A 15,485-nucleotide genomic window follows, 5' to 3' on the forward strand; every position below is an offset into this window, starting at 1 on the left:
TAGAGATTGAGTACAGATTGCAAATATAGATAAAGCAAAATTCAGACCAAAAAATAGGGACAAATTTTGTCCCTAGTGTTATCGCATGTTTGTTTTACAGTTGCGTGAAAATCTCACGTTTATCAAGGCGTGATTTTGGCAGTTTGGCATTAAAATCTTGTTCACTACGATAGCCTAAACACAATAAAACCGAAGGAATCAGTCCTTGCTCAGTTAGTTGCAGTTCTTGAGTTAAAATTGCTTCATCAAAACCACCAATTGGCGTTGCGTCAATTCCTTCAATGCCTGCAGCCAAAAGCATTTGTCCGAGTGCAATAAAGGTTTGATTTTCTGCCCAACGCTGAATATCGCCTTTTTCATTGCGGTAGTAATCGACATAACCTGTGCGGCTGTCTTTCTGACCTTGTTTAGCGGCTTCATCTTTAAAGCGTCCACTAGCAGCATCCTGATTAAGCAGGTTTTCTAAATGTAATTCGCTAATGTCAGCTTTGGTGCAAAATAAAATGGTATGCGAAGCATCTAAAACTTTAGGGGCGTTATAGGCGTACTTTCCAACTAAAGCTTTAGCAATACGTTGTTTGGCTTCAGGGCGATCTGCAATAAAAAAATGCCACGGCTGAATATTAATGGAAGATGGTGCTAAACGCAGAATTTCTAATAAACGCTCAAATTGTTCTGCAGGAATAGTGCGACTCGCATCATAGGCTTTGGTCGTATAACGAGTTTGTGCAACGTTGAGCAAATCCATGAATCATCTCCATTTAAAGACTATATTTGGGGCAGGTGTGCGCCAAAAGCTTAACATGCCTCGCTATGCTAACGGAATGAATCCATGTGCTATTTATGCGGTTAAGATGAGATGAGCACGACATAAACATCTTTAAACTTAGTGTTAAATTCAATCATGCAAGACGTTTTCACTATTGGTTGTTTATAGCAAATAGGCGTTAAATATAAACTTGAGCATGGTGCATCCCAAAGGTGTATGGATGGAATATATCAATTATTTTAAGCGTAAATTAAAAACTCAGCAGCAAATTGGCTTATGGGTAGGTTTAGCAGATGCGTATGGTACTGAAATTGCTGCCAATGCAGGCTATGACTGGCTTTTAATTGATGGGGAACATGCACCGAGTGATTTAAGAACCACTTTGTCACAATTACAAAGTATTGCGGCTTATCCCTCTCAAGCGGTGGTGCGCCCGCCGATTGGCAGTGTGCAACTCATTAAACAACTGTTGGATATTGGCGTACAAACTTTGCTGATTCCTATGGTTGAAAGCGTTGAACACGCTGAGTTGATGGTCAAAGCGGTACGTTATCCACCTGAAGGTATTCGCGGCGTAGGCGCAGCTTTAGCACGTGCAACTCGCTGGAACAGTATTCCAAATTATTACGCGACAGCGCATGAAAATATTTGTTTGCTCATTCAAATTGAATCGGTCACAGGTTTAGAAAATCTGGATGCTATTTTACAAGTCGATGGGATTGATGGGGTGTTTATTGGTGCGGTGGATTTATCTGCCACGATGGGTTATGAAGGCAATCCGAACCATCCAGAAGTACAAGCCGCTGTGGTCGATGCGATTCAACGGATTCGTGCAGCAGGCAAAGCAGCAGGGATTTTATCGACCCAACATGAAGTGACACAAAAGTATTTGGATTTAGGCACAGAATTTGTGGCAGTTGGGGTAGATACCAGTGTGTTGATGACTTCGCTGCGTGAGTTGTTGGCTAAATATAAAGCAGATGCCGAAGTCATTCAGTTTGAAGGCGGGTACTAAAATATAAAAGTCCAATATTTATTGGGTATTTCTTCAATATAAACTATTTGGATTTTGTAGAAGATGTTTTGATAGAGTGGGTTCTATTCTAAAAATTTTTTTATTTCCTTCTGTTTTACCTGTATTAAAAATAAATTTAATTGTTTCTAGCCAAACTACTGCTTGATCATTTGGATTTAATGCTTTTTCTTGAACTTTGTCATTCATAAATAAAGATAAGATGTTTTTCTCTTCATAAGAAAGCTTTGTTAGTTTATTGATTAATTCTTTATTTTTATTTGAAAAAGAAAACTCCTGATCCTTCTTAGCTTTGATCATTGATAATAAATCATATAGCATGAGTGAGATACTAAATAAGAAAATGATCAATAGAAAAGTGAAATTTTTTTGAACAAAAGACGATAAGTGTTCATCTAAATTAATAGCAGCTACAAAAAATATTAATAGCATAAAAATGGAAAATACAGCATTTATTTTTTGAACGTTGAATTTCATATTATAAATTTTTAAAACTAAGTTATTGAAATATTAATATATTAAAAACGGATTTGGCAAGTCTTAGAAGTTAATGTTGTCAACTTTTATCCTAGTAACTCCATTTCTTTAATTTTAATTCCATATTGTTTTGTTGTGGATTAATTTCTAAAATTTGTGCAGCATCTGTGCGCCAATCGCCTAATACAATTCTTGGCTTACCGTGTTCATTGTGAATATTTGGACGATGCGTATGCCCATGAATTAACACATCTGCATGCTGCAAGGCTTGTGCAACTGCATCTGCATTCACGTCCATGACGTCATAACTTTTAACTTGATTGGCTTGTTGGCTTTTTTTTCGGAAACCTTGTGCAAGTTTTTGTCTAAAAGCCAATGGTGTTTTCTTTAAGATGGCTAAAATGATGGGGTTTCGAATGATTTTACGGAATTTCTGATAAGATACATCATCGGTGCACAGGGCATCGCCATGTTCTAAACGTACTCGTTGCGAGCCAATTTGCAGCGTGTACACATCGGGCAGGAGTTGCCCTGAAAACTGATCTAGAAATTTCTGACCTAAAGCAAAATCTCGATTGCCGACAATAAAGTAAATATGATTACCAGCAGCTTGGCTAAACTGCTTTAAATGTGCAACAACTTCATCGAGCCACGCTGCGGTGTAATCATCGCCAATCCATGCATTAAACCAGTCGCCTAAAATATACAGTTGGGTGTTTTTATTTTGATAAGCGTCTAGCAAATCTAAAAACCCCCGAACAAGTCGAGGGTGATTTGGTGACAAGTGTAAATCTGCGATAAACAGATAGGTCACGAATTATTCCTTGGAATCTCCCTCAATCCCTCTTTTAAAAGAGGGATTTCTCCTCCCTAAACGAATTTTAAAGCAGTACTTTAAAATGATGTGCGTAAGCGAGGTCGGGTAAGATTCTTATTCAGCAATGATTTTTGCAGATTCAATCACCACATTTTCTAGTGGAACATCTGCGTGATAACCACGGTTGCCAGTACGCACGCCTTTAATTGCATCTACAACGTCCATACCTTCAACAACTTTACCAAACACGGCATAACCCCAACCTTGTGCAGTTTTGCCTGTGTGGTTTAAGAAAGAGTTATTTTTTACGTTAATGAAGAACTGTGCAGAAGCAGAGTGAGGTGCTTGGGTACGTGCCATTGCAATTGTACCAACATCGTTGCTTAAGCCGTTGTCTGCTTCGTTTTCAATCGCATCACGTGTTGCTTTTTCTTTGAAGTTTTCATCCATGCCACCGCCTTGGATCATGAAACCATCAATAACACGGTGGAAAATTACGCCGTCATAAAAACCATCACGAACGTATTCTAAGAAGTTAGCAACTGTAATTGGTGCTTTTTCAGCGTTCAATTCTAAAACAATACGACCTTTATTGGTGTTTAATTCGACTTGAGGAAAACTCATTGTGTAATCTCCTAAACATGGACACGAATGCCATGGGTTTTTTGGTTGAGAGAAGCATAAGCAAACTGTAAACTACAAGGCAAGTAAAAACGTTATTTTCTTTGTTAAAAACAAGGAAAAGCGTTCTAATGGGTGATGTATGCTTCACTACTGAAGTTTCTGTAACCTAGTTTATCCAATTTTATTTTAGAAGTGATTTTATTGCTATGAAGCCAAATGATGTTGTTGCATCTCTGCCAAACACCCCGACACCAAGTTCAAATGCCTCTGTCGATGCTGTGCAGCAAGAACAACAGCCGGGCTTAGACTTTATACGTCAAGTCATTACCGATGATATTGCGGCGGGTCGCACTCAGCAGGTGGTGACACGTTTTCCACCTGAGCCGAATGGTTATTTGCATATTGGTCACGTGAAAGCAATTTGCTTGAACTTTGGCATCGCACAAGAATATCAAGGGGTGTGTAACTTACGTTTTGATGACACCAACCCAGATGCAGAAGAACAAGAATATGTTGATGGTATTGCCAATGACGTGAAATGGCTGGGTTTTGAGTGGAATGGCGAACCACGCTATGCATCAAGCTATTTCGATCAATTATATACATGGGCAATTCAGCTGATCGAACAAGGCGATGCTTATGTCGATTTGCAAACCCCTGATGAGATTAAGCTCAATCGTGGTTCTTTTGTAGAGCCGGGTAAAAATTCGCCATATCGTGATACGCCAGTAGCAGAAAACTTGGCTTTATTTGAAAAAATGCGCAATGGTGAATTAGGCGAAGGTCAGGCAGTACTCCGTGCCAAAATTGATATGGCTTCACCAAACGTACACATGCGTGATCCGATTTTGTATCGTGTTTTACATTCATCGCATCACCAAACGGGCGATAAATGGAAAATGTACCCAATGTATGATTATGCGCATCCATTATCAGATGCCATTGAAGGCATTACTCATTCACTATGTACTTTAGAATTCCAAGACCATCGTCCATTCTATGATTGGGTGGTGGAAAAGGTGAAATCCGAGGCTGTGCCGCGTCAGTATGAATCTAGCCGTTTGAATATTGATTACACCATCACATCTAAGCGTAAATTGCGTAAATTGGTTGAAGGCGGTTTTGTGAATGGTTGGGATGACCCACGTATGCCAACAGTGGTAGGTATGCGTCGTCGTGGCTTTACACCAGAAGGTTTGCGTGATTTCTGTAAGCGTGTAGGTGTGTCTAAGTCGGATGGTATTGTGGATGTTGCAATGCTTGAATATTGCATCCGTCAGTCATTGGAAAATACTGCAGCACGTGGTATGGCGGTGTTAAATCCACTTAAAGTGACTTTGACTAACTTGCCAGAAGCATTAGATTTGGTCCATGCACGTCATCCAAATGTAGATATGGGCGAGCGTAGTATTCCACTGACTTCTGAAATTTATATTGACCGTAAAGACTTTGAAGAAGTGCCGCCTAAAGGTTTCAAGCGTTTAGTGCCAGAAGGTGAGGTGCGTCTACGCCATGCTTATGTAATCAAGTGTGATGAAGTGATTAAAGATGCCAACGGCGAAGTTATTGAGCTGAAATGTTCAATTGACCCTGAAACTTTGGGCAAAAACCCAGAAGGTCGTAAAGTCAAAGGCGTGATTCACTGGGTATCTGCAAGTAAAGGCGTTGCGGCAGAAGTTCGTTTATATGATCGCTTATTTACTGAGTCTGATCCAGAAGTGGGTGATGATTTCTTGGCGAATTTAAACCCCGAATCGTTGACTGTGGTACAAGCCATTGTTGAACCTGCATTGGCAACAGCACAACCAGAAGATCGTTTCCAATTTGAACGTGAAGGTTATTTTGTTGCAGATCAGTATGATCACAGTGCGGAAAAACCAGTGTTTAACCGCATTTTAGACTTAAAAGACAGCTTCAAACCTGGCAAGTAACACCTTATTTAAGTTTTAGCTTGCAACTTGAAAGCCCAACTTGATCAATTCAGGTTGGGCTTTTGGTTTTATCTATTTGAGGTTTATAGAATATTTTGTGAGATATACAGTGTCGCTAAAATGACTGCGATTAGCGGTTTTTATGCTGTTCCTGCTTCATCAGGATTTGCGGTAACTGCATTTTGGCTTTATCGCGTAGTTTCTTCTTAATATAGAGCACTAAAGCAAAGCAAGTGGTGGTCAGGGTCAGCATCATACTGTTCATATAACTCATCAATGAACTGACATAACCAATGGTGGTTAAACGATCCATCATCTTAAATACTTGCGGGCTGCTTTCCACACCTGTAATTGCCCAAGTGCATAAATGTTCACAGTTATTCATAATCAGATGATAATTGTTTTCATGCATTCTGGAGCGCATACGGCGTACCACTTTGCGGCCTTTATACTTGGGCGCATGATACGACTGCACAATAATATTTTTGCCGTGGCTAAACTTTTCAATACTGGTCATTTCAATCGGGTGTTTTTTAAAAAGATGTGCAAAACCCGAATAGTGAATCACGCGACCACGCCCGGCATAGATACCATGATGGCTATAGCCGAAGTGTTTCACAATTAAATGTGCCCCTAAAGGAAATCGTGTTTTCTGCTTGAGCATCGTACGCTTGACCAATAAAGTAACATGAGTAGAGAAAAGAAATCAGGTTTTATAGTGTACTGCGTCTGAAGCAAATATGCGATAACCCATTCAGTTATATGCACAATTTGTAACATAGCAGGTATGGAGATGATAATGTTTTGTTCTCGGTGGAAGTGCTTATTGCTCTGTTATTTATTCTGCACGCCTACTGCACAAGCGGAAATTCGCGCATGGACGGTTAACAACAGTAAAATCAATGCAGATGTGGTGGAAGTGACACAGTTGTCACAGTTAGGCTTATATCTGAAAGATCGGCAAGGGAAACCATATCTGCAAATTTCACAACTACAAAAAAATCTACAGTCTTGTGAAAACATGCAATTTGCCATGAATGCAGGCATGTTTCATCCAGATTATTCGCCTGTGGGTTTGTATGTGGAACAAGGACGACAACTTAAAAAGCTGAACCGACAGCAACAGGGATGGGGGAATTTTTTAATTCAGCCCAATGGTGTACTGGCGTGGAATCATCAACGGGTGTTTTTAGGAACAACCCAACAATATGCCAATCAAGCGTTCAAAGCGCAGTATGCGACACAGTCTGGCCCAATGTTAGTTATTAATCGCCAGTTAAATTCACGTTTTTTGGCAGACAGTACTTCTTATAAAATTAGAAATGGGGTTGGGTTAAAAGACCAAAGCCTGTACTTTGTGATTAGTAACACGCCTGTGAATTTTCATCAATTTGCCACCTTTTTTAAAGATGAGCTGCAAACGCCAAATGCCTTGTATTTAGATGGTTCGATTTCTACAGCGTATATTCCGCAATTACAACGTCATACTCATCCACATCGCAATTTAGGTCCAATTTTAGCTTATATAGATCATCAAGGCTGTAAACCCTAACATTGGAATTTGGTTTTGGCTTGGCTGAATTTATTGTCCAATAAAACCTAAGGCTGTGCCTTGCATCCTGCAGATTTTGACTGCTTCTTCGCTTTTCATTTGTTTGACTTCATTTTCAAATTGCTTTTTTTGTTGTTTAAGTTGCTCATCTGAAATACCCATGTTTTTAGCAAAACTTTCCATTTTCTCCCAAGTTTCGGCACATTCTTTCGGCATTGGGCTACAGGCTGTTAAACTTAGGCTGAGTAGGGCAAGACAGCTAAGGCTAGTTTTTTTCATTGTCATTTTCTCTGTTTGAATAATTCGAATTTATTGGTGTGATGATTATGTGTAGAAATATTAGCGCATGATTATGAAGATATGATTGACTGCGTTTGAAAAGATTAGCGTTTTTGTGCAAGCTCAAGCACGTATTAAGATTTATAAAATTTATTGTTTTAAGTGCCAATATATTTGAAGCAATTAAAAAAGGCACTTAGTTCAACTAAATGCCTTTTTTATCATATTCCATTACTGGAATGGTAGATGCTGGAGTTCATTTAACTCTTTGCGGCTATAACCTCGCGAAGCGAGAACCTTCTTAATCCCGATAATGACATCTTCATCTGTGGCTTTGGTTAAAGCTTCGAGAAGTTGTTCATTTGTCTTGCAAGAGCAATCATTTTCAACACAAGCAATTTGATTTTTATGCTCGTTTTGCTGTTCTGTAGAGAACAACTTTTGCCAAAAACTCATAGAGCCTTCATTCACAACCTAACATAGATCGAAATATAACCAATATAAAAAATAAATCAAGTCGACCTAAGTGATAAAAGCAGCAATCGAGTTGCAGAATTTTCGATGATATTGCATTTTTTTAACGAAATTATGACAGTTAAAGGGCTTGTAATGCTTTAACTGATTCATTTACATCATAATATTTACAAGTGCTAAAAAGGAGAACTTGTAAATATTGAAGAATAATGCAACAAATTGTTTAAATCTTTTCCAGTAAAACACCCGACTCAACATGATGGGTGTATGGGAATTGATCAAACAGTGCAAATTGCGTCACTTTATGGCTTTGACACAAGGTTTTTAAATTGTCATGCAATGTGTCTGGGTTGCACGAAATATAAATAATACGCTTAAAACGCTGTAGGAGTTTTAAGGTGTCATCGTCAATTCCTGCGCGTGGCGGATCGACAAAGACCGTATCAAAATCATAACTTGCAAGATCAATGTTCGCTTCTTGCAAGCGGCGGAATTCACGCTCACCGTTATAGGCTTGAGTAAACTCTTCAGCCGATAAGCGTGCCACTTGAATATTCTCAATCTGGTTTTGTTCAATATTCCACTGCGCTGCATATACCGAAGATTTAGCCAGTTCTGTGGCAAGTACACGACGGAAACGAGTCGATAGCGGCAGGGTAAAGTTACCATTACCACAATAAAGTTCTAATAAATCTTGCTCAGAATGTTCGGCAACCGTACATGCCCATTCCAGCATTTTTTGGCAAACTTGCGCGTTTGGCTGGGTAAAGCTGCTTTCAATTTGCTTATAGGTATAAGTGCGCTCAAAAACCTGTAATTGTTCAACTACATACTCATCGGATAGCACGAATTTTTGCCCACGGCTGCGTCCAATCAGTTTAATGTTTAATGCTTTGCTCAAAGCTTGGGCTGCAGGCTCCCAATCAGATTCAAGTTTGCGGTGATAAAGCAGTGAAACCAACATTTCGCCACTTAAAGTCGCTAAAAAATGCACTTCAAATAAACGAGCCGATAATACGGGATCGGCTTTCAGGGCGGCTAACAGCTTTGGCATTAATAAGTTAATGCTGCGGTCTGCAATCGGAAACTCATCTACACGAATAACTTTTTTCTGCTTATCTTCACTGCGTTCAAACATGGCATAAAACAGATCATCTTCAATATGCCAAATTCGGAACTCTGCCCGCATACGGTAGTTGTGTTCTGGTGAGGCAAATACTTGCAAGGCAGGCGGGTTATATTCGGCAAATTGGGCAGAAATACGGGCAACTTTTGCATCAAGTTGTTGCTGATAAGATGAGGTCATATGCAGTAAACATCACAAACACAGAGAAAGAGCGATGGTAACAAAGTTTTAAAGAGATACCTAAAACTATTATGAAAATGATGCAATCCTGCAAGATGTCAAAATAGCCTAAGCATGTTGATGACATCTTACAAGTGGAAAAATTTAGATACTGTAATTACTTTAAACTTGATGTAATTGATCGAACAATTGCTGCATGCCCTCAGTGGCAGTTTTGGAAATCCGTTGAAATTGAGCAGGAAGTTGGGCTTGCATGGCTTTTGGGTCAATATAATAAGCCTGACAATTTGCAGGAATTTCGTGTACTAATCCAGCAACAGGGTACACCACCAAACTTGTACCAATCACAATAAAAATATCGGCATCTTGAATCAAATCCAGTGCTTCTTCATAGGCAGGAACTGCTTCGCCAAACCAGACCACATGCGGACGTAAAGGATAGCCTTGTGGGCAAAGATCCTGTTGCAAGTTCAGCGAGTCACCTTCAATTGGAAAAAATTCTGTCGTGTATTGTGCATGAGGCCCTGAGCTTTTGGCTAAACGAATATTGCCGTGTAAATGCAAAACTTCTGAACTGCCTGCACGTTCATGCAAATCATCAATATTTTGGGTGATCACTTGTACATCAAAATCATCTTCAAGTTCAGCAATTAAGCGATGCGCCAAGTTAGGCTGCGCATTAAGAATGTTTTTACGACGTTCATTATAAAAGCGTTGGACTAATTCAGGATTCCTTGCCCATGCTTCAGGACTTGCGACATCCTCCACGCGATGTTTTTCCCATAAGCCATCACCATCTCTAAAGGTGTTGATTCCACTTTCTGCGCTCATACCTGCACCCGAAAAAACTACTAATTTACGCATGTTTTATTCTCTTGATGGATGGTTAGATTTGAGTATAAGTGCCGAAAATAGAAACACAAATCTACAGCTCATTTTTTCAGAATTTTAAGTATCTAAATATGTGAAAGTTTAGTGCTGTCTATAACTTTGCTGAATAATTGAATCAAAGTTCACTTTTTATTGCTTGTTATTTCATTTTAATGATAGAACATAAAGTAAAGTAGTATGACGCTACAAAATCAAATATTGATGAACCAGAACCTATAATAATGTGCAGAGGATGCCATGTCACAACACAATCCATCGCCAAATCACACGCCTGCAACTCACAGTGAAAAAGTGAAATTTGATTGGAAAGATCCTTTTTTGCTTGAACAGCAATTGACTGAAACCGAACGTATGATTCGTGATAGTGCCTATGCTTATTGTCAGGAAAAATTACTGCCGCGGGTACGTGATCAGTTTAGACATGAAACGGTAGATCGCAGCATCTTCCGTGAAATGGGTGAGCTTGGTTTGTTAGGCTCAACCATACCTGAACAATATGGCGGTGCAGGTTTAAATTATGTGAGTTATGGGCTAATTTCACGTGAAATTGAACGGGTCGATTCAGGTTATCGTTCAATGGCAAGTGTGCAAAGTTCATTGGTGATGGTGCCAATTTATGAGTTTGGCAGTGAAGCACAAAAACAAAAATATTTACCCAAACTCGCTTCGGGTGAATGGATCGGATGTTTTGGTCTGACTGAACCTGATTTTGGCTCCGACCCTGGCAGTATGAACAGCAGAGCACATAAAGTTGCAGGCGGTTATCGTTTACACGGTGCGAAAATGTGGATTACCAATAGTCCAATTGCCGATGTATTTGTGGTGTGGGCAAAAGAAGTTTCAGCAGATGGGCAAGTGGGTGATATTCGCGGTTTTATTTTAGAAAAAGGTTGGGATGGACTTTCTGCACCAATCATTCAAGGCAAGGTTGGTTTACGCGCTTCAATCACAGGTGAAATTGTCATGGACAATGTTTTTGTGCCTGAAGAAAATATGTTACCTGAAGTGCGTGGTTTAAAAGGGCCGTTCACTTGTTTAAATAGTGCACGTTATGGCATTGCTTGGGGTGCTATGGGTGCGGCTGAGTTTTGTTGGCATACTGCGCATCAATATACGATGGATCGGATTCAGTTCGGACGTCCTTTGGCGACCAATCAGCTCATTCAAAAGAAACTTGCCGATATGCAAACCGAAATCGCGCTGGGTTTACAAATTGCTTTACGTTTTGGTCGTATGAAAGATGAGGGTATTGCTTCACTCGAAGGTACTTCGCTGATTAAACGCAACAACTGTGGCAAGGCCTTAGAAATTGCTCGTATGGCGCGCGATATGCTTGGTGGGAATGGTATCAGTGATGAATATGGCGTGGCGCGGCATTTGGTCAATTTGGAAGTCGTGAATACCTATGAAGGGACGCACGATGTGCATGCGCTAATTTTAGGTCGTGCGCAAACGGGTATCGCGGCTTTTGCCAATTAAATCTAGATCTAAACTAAATCTAGGTCTAATGATGCTACGGTGGAAAATATTGCAAACCACATTTTCCACCGTTTTACTTTAGCTGTTTAGTTTTAAAAATTGGCTAATTTCCTGATTAAATTTCAACGGTTCGGTCAGTAAAGGGGTATGCCCAGATTGGTGAAATATGACTTGTTTCGCATTCGGCATAGCTTCTACCACTTGACGTTGTCCTTCTGCCGCATACAAGGTCGATTGTGCGCCTGTAAAAAAGACTGTCGGACAACCCAGTTGAGTTAAAGCCTCACGATAATCTTCCTGATGGTGTAAATAATTGTCGATATACCAGCGTAAATAATCTAAACGCTGTGTAGGTAAAATATAGCGTTGTAAAACAGGACGTTTGACGGCCAGTTTAAATAAAAACGGACTGATTTTATTGCTGGCTTGTAATTCTATAAATTCTAGCCAAAGTTCGACTAAGTTTTTACGCTGCAACACATCCATTTGTTGAATATCAGTATATTGCGCGTGATCATGTAAAAACTCGGACAGATGAATCAATAACTGTTTAAATTGTTGATGTTGATTGCCAAATAAGCCATAAGGCCAGTTTTCATCTACCCCAATTTTTGGTGCTTGGTCAATTTGTAAATAACTGCTTAAATGCGCAGCCAATTGTCCATATTGCATGCCATGCATGGCAGTGGTTGCCCCCATGGAATAGCCAATCAGTTTAAATTGTTGCAGGTTCTGTTGTTGAAGCAGACTGTTTAAATCTTGCCAATGGCTCGAAATAGCATCCAGTTCTGGAACGGCACACAGGTTTGAACCCCCAAAACCACGCCAGTCTGGAATAATAAAACGATACTGCTTTTTATGTTGATACAGAAATGGCAACCATTGCCAACTGTGCATGCCTAAACCTGAAAGCACAACCACAGGCTCACCTTGACCAAATTCACGTACAAATAGAGCTTCGCCATCGGGCATGCGGTAAAAAGGCATCAGCATTTCCTTGCATGGTTGTAATTAAAGATGCGTTATTCTTTATAGCATAGCCTGATCATTTCTGTATGGTGAGCAACCCTGATTTCACATTGATGTGGTTGCTATTACTTAAAAATATACTTTTAAGATGAGGCTTCGGCATCAAACTTTTTCAGTTCAGGAATCACATTTTCTAGCCATTCAATCCAGCCAATTTCCTGATCTATCCCTAGCTGCAAAATCATTTTATGAATATACAGGGTACGGTTGTTCGCAGGTGCTTGGCTAAAGTCTTTGGCAAAAATCTGTTGATAGGTGTGCAACTTGGCTTTGTGAAGCAGCAAATGTCGTTCTAGTTCGGGTAAGACGCTGTTGCCGCCAAGTTGGGCTTCGGCACGTAAACGTACCATAAGTTCTTCGCGTAATTGTGCAGGCGGGCTTTGCTCGACCATCCAGTTTGCCAGTTCATGCCGCCCCAAAGCTTCTACCTGATAGGTTTTGCTACGACTGCTAGAATCTTCATCTTCTAAGGTTGAAATCCAACCTTTTTTCAGCATGGTATTTAGTTCGCGATAAATTTGTTGATGGGTCGCATTCCAGAAAAACCCCATAGAGCGGTCAAAACGGCGTGCCAATTCAATACCGTTACTGGGTTTTTCAATTAAACTGGTCAATAAAACGTGAGCGAGCGACATAAACAGAGCAACTTTATTTTTTTCAGCTTTAATTATGCAACATGTTGCATAAAAATTAAATCTAGAATATAAAAGTATGCAACAAGTTGCATTAAGCATAAAACAGCCAGCATTTTTGCCAGCAGGGAGATTCTATGTCTGACTATCCACATTTACTTGCGCCTTTAGATTTAGGCTTTACCACTTTAAAAAATCGGGTCTTAATGGGTTCAATGCACGTTGGACTAGAAGAAGCACCGGGTGGATACGAACGTATGGCGGCTTTTTATGCAGAGCGTGCCAAAGGTGGCGTTGGGCTGATTGTAACAGGTGGTATTTCACCGAATGATGCAGGCTTAACCTTTGCGGGCGGCAATAAACTTGATACTCGTCAAGAAGCAGAAAAACATAAAGTGGTGACTCAGGCTGTGCATGATGCAGGCGGCAGAATTGCTTTACAGATTTTACATACGGGACGTTATTCCTATCAGCCCGATATTGTCGCACCGTCAGCAATTCAGGCACCGATTAACCCAAGTAAACCACATGCACTAACATCGGCAGAAGTACAGCAAACCATTGCCGACTTTGTGAATTGTGCCAAATTGGCACAATACGCAGGCTATGATGGTGTCGAAATCATGGGTTCGGAAGGCTATTTAATTAATGAGTTTATTGTTGCGCGTACCAACCATCGTGATGATGAATGGGGCGGCAGTTATGAAAACCGTATTCGTTTCCCAATTGAAATTGTTAAACGTACCCGTGCAGAAGTGGGTGAAAACTTTATTATTATTTACCGCTTGTCGATGTTGGATTTAGTCGAAGGCGGTTCGAGTTTTGAAGAAGTGGTGCAATTGGCACAAGCGATTGAAAAAGCAGGTGCAACCATTATCAATACAGGGATTGGCTGGCATGAAGCACGTATCCCAACCATTGCTACCAAAGTCCCTCGCGCAGCTTTTACATGGGTGACAGAGAAATTAAAAGGTTTGGTTAAAGTGCCACTGATCACTTCAAACCGTATTAACACCCCTGAAATGGCTGAGCATGTTTTGGCTGCAGGACATGCCGATATGGTATCGATGGCACGTCCAATGTTGGCAGATGCTTTCTTTGTGCAAAAAGCAGAGCAAGGTCGCAGTGATGAAATCAACACATGTATTGGTTGTAACCAAGCTTGTTTAGACCATATTTTCTCAATGAAGATTGCTTCATGTTTGGTCAATCCACGTGCTTGCCATGAAACAGAACTCATTTTTAAAGAAGCAACACAGACTAAAAAAATTGCGGTGATTGGTGCAGGGCCTGCAGGTTTGAGCTTTGCAACCTATGCTGCAGAACGTGGGCATCAGGTGACGATTTTTGAAGCATCGAATCAAATTGGTGGGCAGTTTAATATTGCTAAAACCATTCCTGGTAAAGAAGAGTTTTACGAAACTTTGCGCTATTTCAAACGCCAAATTGAGCTGCAACCGAATATTAAATTGGTATTGAATCATACGGCTAGTTTTGAACAATTGCTCAATGCTGACTTCGATGATGTGGTTGTGGCAACAGGTGTAACCCCGCGTCAATTGGATATCGCAGGTATTAATCACCCTAAAGTGCTGAGCTATATTGAGGTATTAAAAGAGCGTAAGCCTGTAGGTCAACGTGTTGCGATTATTGGCGCTGGTGGTATTGGTTTTGATACTGCAGAATATTTAAGCCATGAAGGTGAAAGTGGTAGTCTAAATCCTGAAAAATTCTACGATGAATGGGGAATTGATACCAATTATGCGCATGTCGGTGGTTTAAAAGCAGCAAAAGTTGAAGAATCGCCACGTGAAATTTATTTATTGCAACGTAAAGCATCATCCGTGGGTGCTGGCTTGGGTAAAACAACAGGCTGGATTCATCGTACAGGTTTAAAAAACCGTGACGTTAAAATGATTGCAGGGGCAAGTTATGACCTGATTGATGATCAAGGCTTGCACATCACCGTCAATGGTCAAAGTACAGTGCTCGAAGTTGATCATGTGGTGATTTGTGCAGGGCAAGAGTCTTACACCGCCATGTATGAGCAATTACAGGCAGCAGGCAAAAATGTGCATTTAATTGGTGGGGCGAAAGAAGCAGGCGAGTTAGATGCCAAACGTGCAATTCGTCAGGGTGCTGAATTGGCAGCGAAAATTTAATGTAATTCCTTCTCCCTCTCCTTTGGGAGG

General features: G+C 40.3%; 16 protein-coding genes. 5 read left to right on the forward strand and 11 right to left on the reverse strand.

What is annotated here, in order from left to right; genetic code table 11:
- Positions 1 to 94: 94 nt before the first annotated feature.
- Positions 95 to 748, reverse strand: a complete 654-nt coding sequence (nfsB, locus tag FTV41_RS08420; protein ID WP_004973304.1) for an oxygen-insensitive NAD(P)H nitroreductase — start codon at positions 746 to 748, stop codon at positions 95 to 97.
- Between the two features lie 241 nt (positions 749 to 989).
- On the opposite strand from nfsB, the gene hpaI reads away from it, so the two are divergent.
- Positions 990 to 1,784 carry a 4-hydroxy-2-oxoheptanedioate aldolase gene (gene hpaI / locus FTV41_RS08425; RefSeq protein WP_004973305.1) on the forward strand — a complete coding sequence of 265 codons (795 nt, stop codon included), beginning with the start codon at positions 990 to 992 and terminating at the stop codon, positions 1,782 to 1,784.
- Positions 1,785 to 1,817: 33 nt separating this feature from the next.
- On the opposite strand, the gene FTV41_RS08430 is transcribed toward hpaI, so the two are convergent.
- From FTV41_RS08430 to FTV41_RS08440, 3 genes are all read right to left on the reverse strand, one after another.
- On the reverse strand, positions 1,818 to 2,279 hold the full coding sequence (locus FTV41_RS08430; protein WP_004973307.1) for a super-infection exclusion protein B: 462 nt from the start codon (positions 2,277 to 2,279) through the stop codon (positions 1,818 to 1,820).
- A gap of 91 nt (positions 2,280 to 2,370) precedes the next feature.
- Positions 2,371 to 3,093: a UDP-2,3-diacylglucosamine diphosphatase gene (locus FTV41_RS08435; RefSeq protein WP_179996407.1), complete on the reverse strand. Its 723-nt coding sequence runs from the start codon at positions 3,091 to 3,093 to the stop codon at positions 2,371 to 2,373.
- Positions 3,094 to 3,210: 117 nt separating this feature from the next.
- Positions 3,211 to 3,720 (reverse strand): peptidylprolyl isomerase, encoded by a 510-nt coding sequence (locus FTV41_RS08440; protein WP_004973310.1) that lies wholly within the window; start codon positions 3,718 to 3,720, stop codon positions 3,211 to 3,213.
- Positions 3,721 to 3,926: 206 nt separating this feature from the next.
- On the opposite strand from FTV41_RS08440, the gene FTV41_RS08445 reads away from it, so the two are divergent.
- Positions 3,927 to 5,651, forward strand: a complete 1,725-nt coding sequence (locus FTV41_RS08445) for a glutamine--tRNA ligase/YqeY domain fusion protein (RefSeq protein WP_154320707.1) — start codon at positions 3,927 to 3,929, stop codon at positions 5,649 to 5,651.
- A 130-nt stretch (positions 5,652 to 5,781) separates the two neighbouring features.
- Here the strand turns inward: FTV41_RS08445 and FTV41_RS08450 are convergent, their stop codons facing one another.
- Positions 5,782 to 6,315 (reverse strand): lecithin retinol acyltransferase family protein, encoded by a 534-nt coding sequence (locus FTV41_RS08450; RefSeq protein ID WP_096900868.1) that lies wholly within the window; start codon positions 6,313 to 6,315, stop codon positions 5,782 to 5,784.
- Positions 6,316 to 6,450: 135 nt separating this feature from the next.
- Between FTV41_RS08450 and FTV41_RS08455 the strand changes: the two genes are divergently transcribed.
- Positions 6,451 to 7,203, forward strand: a complete 753-nt coding sequence (locus FTV41_RS08455; RefSeq protein WP_228274531.1) for a phosphodiester glycosidase family protein — start codon at positions 6,451 to 6,453, stop codon at positions 7,201 to 7,203.
- Between the two features lie 30 nt (positions 7,204 to 7,233).
- Here FTV41_RS08455 and FTV41_RS08460 read toward each other — a convergent pair whose 3' ends face one another.
- The 4 genes from FTV41_RS08460 to FTV41_RS08475 form a co-directional block, all read right to left on the reverse strand.
- Positions 7,234 to 7,482, reverse strand: coding sequence for a hypothetical protein (locus FTV41_RS08460; RefSeq protein ID WP_004973320.1), 249 nt, complete (start codon positions 7,480 to 7,482; stop codon positions 7,234 to 7,236).
- A gap of 231 nt (positions 7,483 to 7,713) precedes the next feature.
- A complete protein-coding gene (locus tag FTV41_RS08465) occupies positions 7,714 to 7,938 on the reverse strand; it encodes a hypothetical protein (RefSeq protein ID WP_004973321.1) in 225 nt (74 codons plus the stop codon).
- A 241-nt stretch (positions 7,939 to 8,179) separates the two neighbouring features.
- Positions 8,180 to 9,262, reverse strand: a complete 1,083-nt coding sequence (trmA, locus tag FTV41_RS08470) for a tRNA (uridine(54)-C5)-methyltransferase TrmA (RefSeq protein ID WP_179995382.1) — start codon at positions 9,260 to 9,262, stop codon at positions 8,180 to 8,182.
- Between the two features lie 162 nt (positions 9,263 to 9,424).
- Positions 9,425 to 10,126 carry an NAD-dependent deacylase gene (locus FTV41_RS08475; RefSeq protein WP_004973326.1) on the reverse strand — a complete coding sequence of 234 codons (702 nt, stop codon included), beginning with the start codon at positions 10,124 to 10,126 and terminating at the stop codon, positions 9,425 to 9,427.
- A gap of 264 nt (positions 10,127 to 10,390) precedes the next feature.
- On the opposite strand from FTV41_RS08475, the gene FTV41_RS08480 reads away from it, so the two are divergent.
- Positions 10,391 to 11,632, forward strand: coding sequence for an acyl-CoA dehydrogenase (locus tag FTV41_RS08480; protein ID WP_096900865.1), 1,242 nt, complete (start codon positions 10,391 to 10,393; stop codon positions 11,630 to 11,632).
- A gap of 78 nt (positions 11,633 to 11,710) precedes the next feature.
- On the opposite strand, the gene FTV41_RS08485 is transcribed toward FTV41_RS08480, so the two are convergent.
- The gene (locus FTV41_RS08485; RefSeq protein ID WP_096900864.1) at positions 11,711 to 12,619 is read right to left on the reverse strand and encodes an alpha/beta fold hydrolase; all 909 of its coding nucleotides are present in this window, start codon (positions 12,617 to 12,619) and stop codon (positions 11,711 to 11,713) included.
- Positions 12,620 to 12,744: 125 nt separating this feature from the next.
- A complete protein-coding gene (locus FTV41_RS08490; protein ID WP_004973333.1) occupies positions 12,745 to 13,296 on the reverse strand; it encodes a PadR family transcriptional regulator in 552 nt (183 codons plus the stop codon).
- Between the two features lie 134 nt (positions 13,297 to 13,430).
- Between FTV41_RS08490 and FTV41_RS08495 the strand changes: the two genes are divergently transcribed.
- Entirely contained in the window at positions 13,431 to 15,455 is a 2,025-nt protein-coding gene (locus tag FTV41_RS08495; protein WP_179989502.1) for an NADPH-dependent 2,4-dienoyl-CoA reductase, read from the forward strand.
- Positions 15,456 to 15,485 lie beyond the last annotated feature (30 nt).

It is taken from the genome of Acinetobacter sp. YH16051 (assembly GCF_013417135.1).
Lineage (GTDB): Bacteria > Pseudomonadota > Gammaproteobacteria > Pseudomonadales > Moraxellaceae > Acinetobacter > Acinetobacter towneri.

What these genes read in the sequence shown, in the direction of transcription:
- FTV41_RS08475 (WP_004973326.1), bottom strand. Translation starts at nt 10,126, where the DNA reads ATGCGTAAATTAGTAGTTTTTTCGGGTGCAGGTATGAGCGCAGAAAGT.
- FTV41_RS08465 (WP_004973321.1), bottom strand. Translation starts at nt 7,938, where the DNA reads ATGAGTTTTTGGCAAAAGTTGTTCTCTACAGAACAGCAAAACGAGCAT.
- FTV41_RS08485 (WP_096900864.1), bottom strand. Translation starts at nt 12,619, where the DNA reads ATGCCTTTTTACCGCATGCCCGATGGCGAAGCTCTATTTGTACGTGAA.
- FTV41_RS08455 (WP_228274531.1), top strand. Translation starts at nt 6,451, where the DNA reads ATGTTTTGTTCTCGGTGGAAGTGCTTATTGCTCTGTTATTTATTCTGC.
- nfsB (WP_004973304.1), bottom strand. Translation starts at nt 748, where the DNA reads ATGGATTTGCTCAACGTTGCACAAACTCGTTATACGACCAAAGCCTAT.
- FTV41_RS08495 (WP_179989502.1), top strand. Translation starts at nt 13,431, where the DNA reads ATGTCTGACTATCCACATTTACTTGCGCCTTTAGATTTAGGCTTTACC.
- FTV41_RS08430 (WP_004973307.1), bottom strand. Translation starts at nt 2,279, where the DNA reads ATGAAATTCAACGTTCAAAAAATAAATGCTGTATTTTCCATTTTTATG.
- hpaI (WP_004973305.1), top strand. Translation starts at nt 990, where the DNA reads ATGGAATATATCAATTATTTTAAGCGTAAATTAAAAACTCAGCAGCAA.
- trmA (WP_179995382.1), bottom strand. Translation starts at nt 9,262, where the DNA reads ATGACCTCATCTTATCAGCAACAACTTGATGCAAAAGTTGCCCGTATT.
- FTV41_RS08480 (WP_096900865.1), top strand. Translation starts at nt 10,391, where the DNA reads ATGTCACAACACAATCCATCGCCAAATCACACGCCTGCAACTCACAGT.
- FTV41_RS08445 (WP_154320707.1), top strand. Translation starts at nt 3,927, where the DNA reads ATGAAGCCAAATGATGTTGTTGCATCTCTGCCAAACACCCCGACACCA.
- FTV41_RS08490 (WP_004973333.1), bottom strand. Translation starts at nt 13,296, where the DNA reads ATGTCGCTCGCTCACGTTTTATTGACCAGTTTAATTGAAAAACCCAGT.
- FTV41_RS08450 (WP_096900868.1), bottom strand. Translation starts at nt 6,315, where the DNA reads ATGCTCAAGCAGAAAACACGATTTCCTTTAGGGGCACATTTAATTGTG.
- FTV41_RS08440 (WP_004973310.1), bottom strand. Translation starts at nt 3,720, where the DNA reads ATGAGTTTTCCTCAAGTCGAATTAAACACCAATAAAGGTCGTATTGTT.
- FTV41_RS08460 (WP_004973320.1), bottom strand. Translation starts at nt 7,482, where the DNA reads ATGAAAAAAACTAGCCTTAGCTGTCTTGCCCTACTCAGCCTAAGTTTA.